The organism is Pseudomonas cichorii (assembly GCF_019719005.1).
Taxonomy (GTDB): domain Bacteria; phylum Pseudomonadota; class Gammaproteobacteria; order Pseudomonadales; family Pseudomonadaceae; genus Aquipseudomonas; species Aquipseudomonas cichorii_E.
The window spans coordinates 39231-48741 of record NZ_JAIGPJ010000041.1 but is presented as its reverse complement, the minus strand read 5'-3'; the positions used below and the strand labels follow the sequence as shown (position 1 = coordinate 48741).

General features: G+C 60.9%; 3 protein-coding genes. All 3 read left to right on the top strand.

Annotated elements, in window-relative coordinates; translation table 11 throughout:
* Nucleotides 1-242: 242 nt before the first annotated feature.
* The 3 genes from recC to recD are packed head-to-tail and all read left to right on the top strand — an operon-like array spanning nt 243 to nt 9498.
* Nucleotides 243-3719, top strand: coding sequence for an exodeoxyribonuclease V subunit gamma (gene recC, locus K5D32_RS22540; RefSeq protein WP_221601873.1), 3477 nt, complete (start codon nt 243-245; stop codon nt 3717-3719).
* On the top strand, nt 3716-7417 hold the full coding sequence (recB, locus tag K5D32_RS22535; protein ID WP_409372889.1) for an exodeoxyribonuclease V subunit beta: 3702 nt from the start codon (nt 3716-3718) through the stop codon (nt 7415-7417). The genes recC and recB overlap by 4 nt, the downstream gene beginning before the upstream one ends.
* The gene (gene recD / locus K5D32_RS22530; RefSeq protein WP_221601872.1) at nt 7414-9498 is read left to right on the top strand and encodes an exodeoxyribonuclease V subunit alpha; all 2085 of its coding nucleotides are present in this window, start codon (nt 7414-7416) and stop codon (nt 9496-9498) included. The genes recB and recD overlap by 4 nt, the downstream gene beginning before the upstream one ends.
* Nucleotides 9499-9511 lie beyond the last annotated feature (13 nt).

Below are 9511 nucleotides of genomic sequence, written 5' to 3'. Positions count from 1 at the left end.
AGCAGTGAAACGATGCATCGCCGATGGTAGTGTGGGGTTTCCCCATGTGAGAGTAGGTCATCGTCAAGATTAAATTCCGAAACCCCCATCTGCACACGCAGGTGGGGGTTTTGTCTTTCTGGTCCCAACCTTTTGTCTGCTGGCTTGCCACATCAAATGTGGTGGATTGCTTATGGCAATCCCGGTCGCTTGCCCTTATGGTTTGGCTTCAGGTTTTACTCGTTCGAGTCAAGGAAGCATACATGTCCGTCACAACCTCTCTGAGCGCCGGCTTCATGGTGGTTCATGGCAACCGCCCCGATGAACTGCGCAGTCTGGTTGTCTCCTGGATGCGACGCTATCCCCTTGCTCCTCTGGAAAACGAAATTGCTCTGGTGCAAAGCAACGGCATCGCCCAATGGCTCAAGCTGGCCCTGGCCGAAGATGCCCAGGATGAAGATCAAGGTGGCTGTGGCATTGCTGCAGCGATAGATGTTCAACTGCCCGGCAGTTTCATGTGGCAGTTGTATCGCTCTGTACTGGGCCGCAATGAAATCCCGGAAGTCTCCTTGCTCGACAAGGCTCCGCTGACATGGCGCCTGATGCGCCTCCTGCCGCAACTGATCAACCAGCCCCATTTCGAGCCGTTGCAGCGCTTCCTCACTGACGATACTGACCTGCGCAAGCGCTACCAGTTGTCCGAGCGATTGGCTGACCTGTTCGACCAATACCAGGTGTACCGGGCCGACTGGTTGCAAGACTGGGCGCAAGGCCGCCATCAACTGCTAAATGTTCGAGGGGAAGCCAAGCCGCTGAGTGCCGCCAATTGCTGGCAAGCCGAATTGTGGCGCGCTTTGCTTGAGGATGTTGGAACCGAAGGCATGGCGCAGAGCCGGGCAGGTGTTCACCAGCGTTTTCTGAAGCGTATTGGCACCCTCGATGAAGCACCGCAAGGCCTGCCAGCACGGGTTATCGTTTTTGGAATCTCGTCCCTGCCCGCACAAGCGCTGGAAGCCCTCGCCGGATTATCGAAGTTCAGCCAGGTGCTGCTCTGTGTGCATAACCCTTGCCGCCATCATTGGGCTGATATCGTTGCCGACAAGGATCTGCTCCGCCATCAATACAAACGTCAGGCGCGCAAGAACGGCATGCCAATAGCGCTTGATCCGGAGGCTTTGCACCAGCACGCCCATCCCCTGCTCGCCGCCTGGGGCAAGCAAGGCCGTGACTACATCAACCTGCTCGACAGTCATGACGAACCCAACAGCTACCGCTCCTCTTTCAAGGATGAGCGCATCGACCTGTTCAGCGAGAGCGAGCCGACAACCCTGCTCAACCAATTGCAGGATGACATCCTTGAACTCCGGCCTCTCGACGAGACCCGCGAACACTGGCCCGCTGTCGACTCCCTGAAGGATCGCTCGATCCGCTTTCACGTAGCCCACAGTGCCCAGCGTGAAGTCGAGGTGCTGCACGATCAGCTACTGGCACGTTTCAGCCGGGACCCGAACCTGCGGCCGCGAGATGTGATTGTCATGGTCCCGGACATCGACAGTTATGCCCCACACATTCGTGCCGTCTTCGGGCAGATCGATTCTTATGATCAGCGCTTCATTCCCTTCACCCTGGCCGACCAGGGCCAACGTGGCCGCGAGCCACTGCTGATTGCGGTCGAGCATCTGTTGAAGCTCCCCGACAGCCGCTTTCCGGTCAGCGAAATCCTCGACTTGCTCGACGTCCCAGCCTTGCGGGCACGTTTCAAGATTCAGGAGCATGACTTGCCGACCCTGCACCGCTGGATCGAAGGTGCCGGGGTGCGCTGGGGGTTGAATGCACAACAGCGTGCCGGCCTGGGATTGCCCGACGAGCTGGAACAGAACAGCTGGTACTTCGGCCTGCGTCGAATGCTGCTGGGCTATGCCGTCGGAGCAGGCGAAGCTTATGAAGGTATCGAACCCTATGACGAAATCGGCGGGCTGGATGCTGCACTGATCGGCCCACTGGTTGCCTTGATCGACGCATTGCAGGTTGCCCACGCCGAACTGTCCCTGCCTGCGACCCCCGAGCAATGGGGAATACGCTTGCAAGCTCTGGTACAGGTGTTTTTCCAGGCCGAAAGCGAACATGACGATTACCTGCTGGGTCAGCTTGAGACGCTTCGGGAAACCTGGCTGAAGACCTGTGAGACAGTCGATCTGTTCGATGAGTTGCCACTTACTGTCGTACGTGAGGCCTGGCTGGCCGGCCTGGACAAAGGGCGTCTGTCCCAGCGCTTCCTGGCGGGCTCGGTCAACTTCTGCACCCTGATGCCCATGCGTGCGATTCCTTTCAAAGTGGTCTGTCTGCTGGGCATGAACGACGGCGATTACCCTCGCGCTCAGCCACCACTGGACTTCGACCTGATGGGCAGCGACTACCGCCCCGGGGACCGTTCGCGGCGTGAAGACGATCGTTACCTGCTGCTTGAAGCATTGCTCTCGGCACGGGACCAGCTCTATATCAGTTGGGTCGGCCACAGCATTCGTGACAACAGCGATCGCCCGGCTTCGGTGTTGATCGGTCAGTTACGCGACCATCTGGCCAGCGGCTGGAAGCTCGCCTCCGACGATGAGCCTGACAGCAACCAAGACCCCGGCGAACGTCTGCTCGATGCCTTGACCCTGCATCATCCGCTGCAACCTTTCAGTGCCAGTTATTTCCATGCCGGCACCGGCTATTTCAGTTTTGCCCAGGAATGGCGGCTGCTGCATGAAGACAAACCGGCACCGATCAGCGCTGCTGTCTTGCCGCCTCACGAGCAGGATGAACCCCTGACGATTGCGCAGTTGCAGGACTTCCTGAGGAGCCCGGTAAAGCACTTTTTCAGTCAGCGTTTGAAGATCTACTTCGAGACCGCCGAAGCGCCGGTGCCTGACGAAGAACCTTTTGTGCTCAACGCCCTTGAGCGTTACAGCCTGAGTGAAAGCCTGCTGGCCGCTGCCATGGCCAATCCAGACGATATCGAGGCAGCTTTGCAGGCTCAGGCAATCAAGCTGCAAAGTAGCGGTCTGCTGCCCATGGCCGGATTCGGCACTCGCCTTCAGGCTGAGCTGATCGAGCCATTGCCGGATGTGCTTGAGCGCTATCAGGCGTTGCTGACCCTGTGGCCTGAACCGTTGAGCAGCGCCTTGCCGGTAAGCTTTGCCCACAACGATGTGAGCCTCGAAGGCTGGCTGGGCGGTCTGCACAGTAATGGGCAAAACCAGTTGCTGACCGTAACGGTCATTCCCAATGGCATTGGCTCGAAACGAACCCGCAAATGGCACCGGCTGATTCGTCCATGGGTCACTCATCTGGTCGCCAGCGCGTGCGGCTTGCCGCTCAATACAGCGTTGGTGGCCACCGATGACACGCTCATGCTGGCCCCGCTGGACAAAGACGCTGCCAGCGCAATCCTCAACGACCTGCTGACCACTTGGATGTTCGGCATGCAGCAACCTTTGCCGGTAGCGGTCAAGACCGCCTTTGCCTGGCTGGGGCAACCACTGGACAAGGCCGAAGCCGCTGCACGCAAGACCTATGAGGGCGATGGCGTGACCAGTAATGGCGAACTCGGCGAAAGCACCGCGCTGGCCCGGCAGTTCCCGGACTTCAATGCGTTGATGGAAAGTGAAGAGTTCGTCGGCTGGTGCGAAGCACTCTACAAACCGATTTACGAAGCACCCTGGCAGTCTCTGTCCGGCGGGGAGGCCAGCGCATGAGTACCTTGCAAGAACACACCGTTCCTCTGGCACTGCGCTTTCCACTTCGTGGCAGCCAGTTGATCGAAGCCAGCGCCGGTACTGGCAAGACTTTCACCATCTCGGCGTTGTACCTGCGTCTGGTACTTGGCCACGGGGATGAAACCTCAGGGTTTGGCCGCGAGCTGCTGCCACCGCAGATTCTGGTGGTGACCTTTACCGATGCCGCGACCAAGGAACTGCGCGACCGGATTCGTACCCGTCTGGCCGAAGCCGCCCGTTTCTTTCGTGACGAAATCGCCGCGCCCGACGACCTGATCGCCGACTTGCGTGCCCAGTTCAGCGCCGAACAATGGCCGGGCTGCTCCAACCGTCTGGATATCGCTGCGCAATGGATGGACGAGGCGGCTGTCTCGACGATTCACAGTTGGTGTCAGCGCATGTTGCGCGAGCACGCTTTCGACAGCGGAAGCCTGTTCACCCAGAGCCTGGAAACCGATCACAGTGATCTGCTGGGCGAAGTGCTGCGCGATTACTGGCGGCGTTTCTGCTATCCCATGAGTGGCGATGCCCTGGACTGGGTGCGGGATAAATGGGGTGGTCCGGCCGCCTTGCTGCCACGTATCAGGGGCCTTTTTGGCCGCGAGCGCAGTCAGGTGACTCAAGAGCCGGCCGAGCTGATTCTGGCGTCCCTGCAACAGCGCCGCGAAGCGCTGCAAACGCTGAAATCGCCCTGGACCGATTGGGCCAACGAGCTGCATGCGATTTGTCAGGACGGCGTCAAACGCAAGATCGTCGATGGCCGCAAGATGCAGGAGCGCTACTTTGCGCCCTGGTTTGAAAAGCTCAAGGCCTGGGCCGCCGATGAAACCCAGGAAGTGCTGGAGCTTGGCACCGGCTTCACCCGCCTGACCCCGGATGGCATTGCCGAAGCCTGGAAAAGCGACCCACCGTCGCACCCGGCTCTGGAGGCCATGCTCGAACTGAAAGCGGCCATCGACGCACTTCCCAAACCCGATGCCGCTGTGCTGCAACACGCTGCGCAGTGGGTCAGTGCCCGCTTTGAAGAAGAAAAGCGTCGTCGTGCCGAAATGGGTTTTGACGATATGCTGCTCAGGCTCGATGCCGCCCTGCAAGGTGCAGGCGGGGAGCGTCTGGCGACGCTGATTCGTGAGCAATTTCCTGTCGCGCTTATCGATGAGTTCCAGGATACCGACCCGGTGCAGTACCGGATCTTCGAGAGCATTTATCGCCTTGAAGAGAACGACGAACAGACCGGCCTGTTCCTGATCGGCGACCCCAAACAGGCGATCTATGCCTTCCGTGGCGCTGACATCTATACCTACCTGCGCGCCCGCAGTGCCACCGCCGGGCGCTGGCACACCCTGGACACCAACTACCGCTCCAGTCATGCCATGGTCGAGTCTGCCAACCACATCTTCTATCAGGCCGAGCAACGTGCCGAAGGGCGTGGCGCGTTTCTGTTTCGCGAGGGCGACAAGAACCCGGTGCCGTTTACCAAGGCGCTGGCCCAGGGCCGCAAGGAAACCCTGCAGGTCGATGGCGCACCACTCGCTGCCCTGACGGTCTGGCATCTGCCAAGCGACCAGCCGGTGTCCGGCACGGTTTATCGCCAGCAACTGGCGGCCAGTTGCGCCAGTGAAATCGTGCGCCTGCTCAAGGGCGGGCAACAAGGTCAGACCGGCTTTGCGGCACCTGATAAAGCGCTGCGCGGCTTGCTGCCTGCCGACATCGCGATTCTGGTGCGTGATGGCAAGGAAGCCCAGGCTGTGCGTAATGAGTTGGCGGTCCGTAACGTGCGCAGCGTCTACCTCTCCGACAAGGATTCGGTGTTCGCGGCGCAGGAAGCCCATGATCTATTGGCCTGGCTCAAGGCCTGTGCCGAACCCGACGCCGAACGCATCCTGCGCGCTGCGCTGGCCTGCATCACGCTGAACCTGCCGCTGGCCGAACTGGAACGCCTGAATCAGGACGAACTGGCCTGGGAACAGCGCGTCATGCAGTTCCGCGGCTATCGTAGCCTGTGGCGTCATCAGGGTGTGCTGCCGATGCTGCGCCGTCTGCTGCATGACTTTGCCTTGACCCAGACACTGATCGCTCGTAACGATGGCGAGCGAGTGCTGACCAACCTGCTGCATTTGTCCGAATTGCTGCAACAGGCCGCCGCCGAGCTGGATGGCGAACAGGCCTTGATCCGGCATCTGGGCGAGCAACTGGCGTTGTCCGGTCAGGCCGCCGAAGAGCAGATATTGCGCCTGGAAAGCGACGAGCAACTGGTCAAGGTCGTGACCATTCACAAGTCCAAGGGCCTGCAATATCCGCTGGTGTTTCTGCCGTTCATTTGCTCCACCAAACCGGTGGATGGCAGCCGCTTGCCTTTGCAGTTCCACGATGCCGAAGGCCATGCGCAGATCAGCCTGCAACCCACGGACGAACTGATCGAGCTGTCTGACAACGAGCGTCTGGCCGAAGACCTGCGCTTGCTCTATGTCGCCCTGACCCGCTCTGAGCACGCTTGCTGGCTGGGTGTCGCCGACCTCAAGCGCGGCAACCTCAACAGCTCCATGCTGCACCGCTCTGCGCTGGGTTACTTGCTGGGCGGCGGTGTGGCGCTGGGCGAGTCGGCCGATCTGCAAGTGTGGCTGCGGGATCTGAGCAAGGGCTGCGAAAGCATTGCCTTGCAACCGGTTCCCGAGCCCACCGCCGACACCTTCAGCCCGCCACGCAATGAGGCAAAGCTCGTCAAGGCATTGATGCCCAAGCGCCGAGCCGCTGAAAACTGGTGGATCGCCTCCTACAGTGCTCTGCGTATCGGCGACACCGTGACCACGAGCGGCGATGCGTCTCCCGACAGTCCGCAAGCGCAGAAGCTGTTCGACGACGAACGCCTGGACCCGCAAGCGCCTCGCGAGGTGCTGGCTGCGGGTGACGATATCCACCGTTTCCCCCGTGGCCCCAACCCCGGCACCTTTTTGCATGGTCTGCTGGAGTGGGCAGGCAACGAAGGTTTTGCCGCCGTAGCTCATGACCCCGAACTGCTGAGCGACGCCATTGCCCGCCGCTGCAACCGACGAGGCTGGGAAGGCTGGATCAACACCCTGACCGGCTGGCTGACACACCTGCTCAACATGCCTTTGCACTTGGGCAATGACGTGACGCCGGTCGCTCTGGGACAACTGGATCAACCCAATCAGTACCGGGTTGAAATGGAGTTCTGGTTTGCCAGCAGCCAGGTCAACGTGACCCAGATGGATGAACTCGTGCGTCATTACACCCACGGCAATGCGCCGCGACTGGTGACCCAGACCACTTCGCTCAATGGCATGTTCAAAGGCTTCATCGACCTGACGTTCGAGCATGAAGGGCGCTATTACGTGGCGGACTACAAATCCAACTGGCTGGGCGGCGACGAGACGTTCTACACCGAGCAGTCCATGGAAGCGGCCATTCTCGAAAACCGTTACGACCTGCAATACGTCCTCTACCTGCTGGCGCTGCATCGCCAGCTCAAGGCGCGGCTGGCCGATTACGATTACGACCAGCACATGGGCGGCGCGGTGTACCTGTTCCTGCGCGGCAGCCGCGCGTCCACTCAAGGCGTTTACTTCACCCGACCGCCCCGTGAACTGATCGAGAGCCTGGACCTGCTGTTCCAGGGCCAACCCCTGTCCACCGCCCAGCCTGGAGCGTTCGCATGAGCCGCACGTTTGCCGAACTCTTGCCCGCGCAACTGGATGCCGAGAGCCTGACCCATCTGAACCCGCTGAGCCGGGTCGACGATTTGCTGCTGTTGCTCGACCGCTGGGTGGAGCGTGGCTGGTTGCGGGCGCTGGACCGGGCCTTCGTGGCCTTTCTTGGGGAACTCGACCCGCACGCCGATTCCCGGGTATTGCTGGCGGCAGCCTTGAGCAGCCATCAACTGGGTCACGGGCACGTATGCCTGGATCTGTATGAAACCCTCAAGGAGCCGGATTTCGCTCTGTCACTGCCACCGGAAGGCGACATGCAGAGCGTACCGGTAATGTTGCCCTCACAACTGCTCAAAGGGCTGGATGGCGCAACATGGTGTCAGGCTCTGGCTGGCAGTCCTTTGGTCGCATTGGCCGAAGACGTGAGCCCGGCAGCTCTGCAAAAGCCGTTGGTGTTATCTGACCGACGTCTGTACCTGCGCCGTTACTGGACGTATGAGCGCCGCATCGCAGCGGCCTTGCGTCAACGGCTGGCTCAGCCGGAAAGCGCGCCACAGGATCTGGCCCAGCGTCTTGACGCTCTGTTCGGCGCAGCCAGTACTGCGCCAGGCGCCGTGATCGACTGGCAGAAACTGGCCTGCGCCCTGGCCACTCGCCGAGGCTTCAGCATCATCACTGGCGGGCCGGGCACCGGCAAGACCACGACTGTCGTGCGCTTGCTGGCCTTGCTGCAAGCGCCCGCCGTGCAAAGCGGTCAGCCGCTGCGCATTCGTCTGGCGGCACCCACCGGCAAGGCGGCAGCGCGGTTGACCGAGTCCATCAGTCAGCAAGTGCAAAGCCTGGACGTCAGTGATGGCGTGCGGCAGAAAATACCCAGTGAAGTCACCACCGTGCATCGTCTGCTGGGCAGTCGTCCGGGAACGCGACACTTCCGTCATCACGCAGGTAATCCATTGCCGCTGGATGTGCTGGTGGTCGATGAAGCCTCGATGATCGACCTGGAAATGATGGCCAACCTGCTGGATGCATTGCCGCCCGATGCACGCATGGTGCTGCTGGGCGACAAGGATCAACTGGCGTCTGTGGAAGCGGGCGCCGTGCTTGGGGACCTGTGTCGCGATGCGGAGCAGGGTTTCTACAGCCCGCAGACTCAGGCCTGGCTGGAGTCGATCAGCGGCGAGGATTTGAGCAGGAGCGCGCTGCAACAAGGCGATGCCCAACAGCATCCTCTCGCGCAGCAAGTGGTGATGTTGCGTCACTCGCGGCGTTTCGGGCAGGGCAGTGGTATCGGCCAGTTGTCACGGCTGGTCAACCAGCAACAGGACCATGAAGCACGCGGGCTGCTGGCGGCTCGCAGTCACAAGGACCTGTTCAGCCTGGCCCTCAAGGGCGAGCAGGATCAGCGTCTTGAGCGTCTGTTACTCGATGGCCATGGCGACGGCCCGCAGGGTTATCGCCATTACCTGGGCGTGCTGGACGGGCAGCGGCCTGCCGAGGGAGCAGCGCTTGAGGACGAATGCTGGACCCGCTGGGCGCGTGCCGTTTTACAGGCCTTCGATGCGTTCCAGTTGCTGTGTGCCGTGCGCAAAGGGCCTTGGGGCGTCGAGGGCTTGAACCAGCGCATCACTCAAGCCTTGGCTGGCGCAGGCCTGATCGAAAAGGACCAACTGTGGTACGAAGGTCGCCCGGTTCTGATGACCCACAACGATTACGGCCTTGGCCTCATGAACGGCGACATCGGTATCGCCTTGAACCTGCCGGAGCGCGATGGCTCAGGGAAGCAGGTACTGCGCGTGGCCTTCCCGCGTAATGACGGCAGCGACGGTGTGCGCTTCGTGCTGCCCAGCCGGCTCAATGATGTGGAGACCGTGTACGCCATGACCGTGCACAAATCACAGGGCTCTGAGTTCGCTCACACCGCCCTGATCCTGCCCGAAGCCCTTAACCCGGTGCTGACCAAGGAGCTGATCTACACCGGTATCACCCGGGCCAAACACTGGTTCAGCCTGATCGAGCCACGCCAGGGCGTATTCGAGGAGGCGCTGCGCCGCAAGGTCAAGCGTCTGAGCGGGTTGATGCTGGGGCTTTAGCGAAACTGTCAGA

What these genes read in the sequence shown, in the direction of transcription:
- recD (WP_221601872.1), top strand. Translation starts at nt 7,414, where the DNA reads ATGAGCCGCACGTTTGCCGAACTCTTGCCCGCGCAACTGGATGCCGAG.
- recC (WP_221601873.1), top strand. Translation starts at nt 243, where the DNA reads ATGTCCGTCACAACCTCTCTGAGCGCCGGCTTCATGGTGGTTCATGGC.
- recB (WP_409372889.1), top strand. Translation starts at nt 3,716, where the DNA reads ATGAGTACCTTGCAAGAACACACCGTTCCTCTGGCACTGCGCTTTCCA.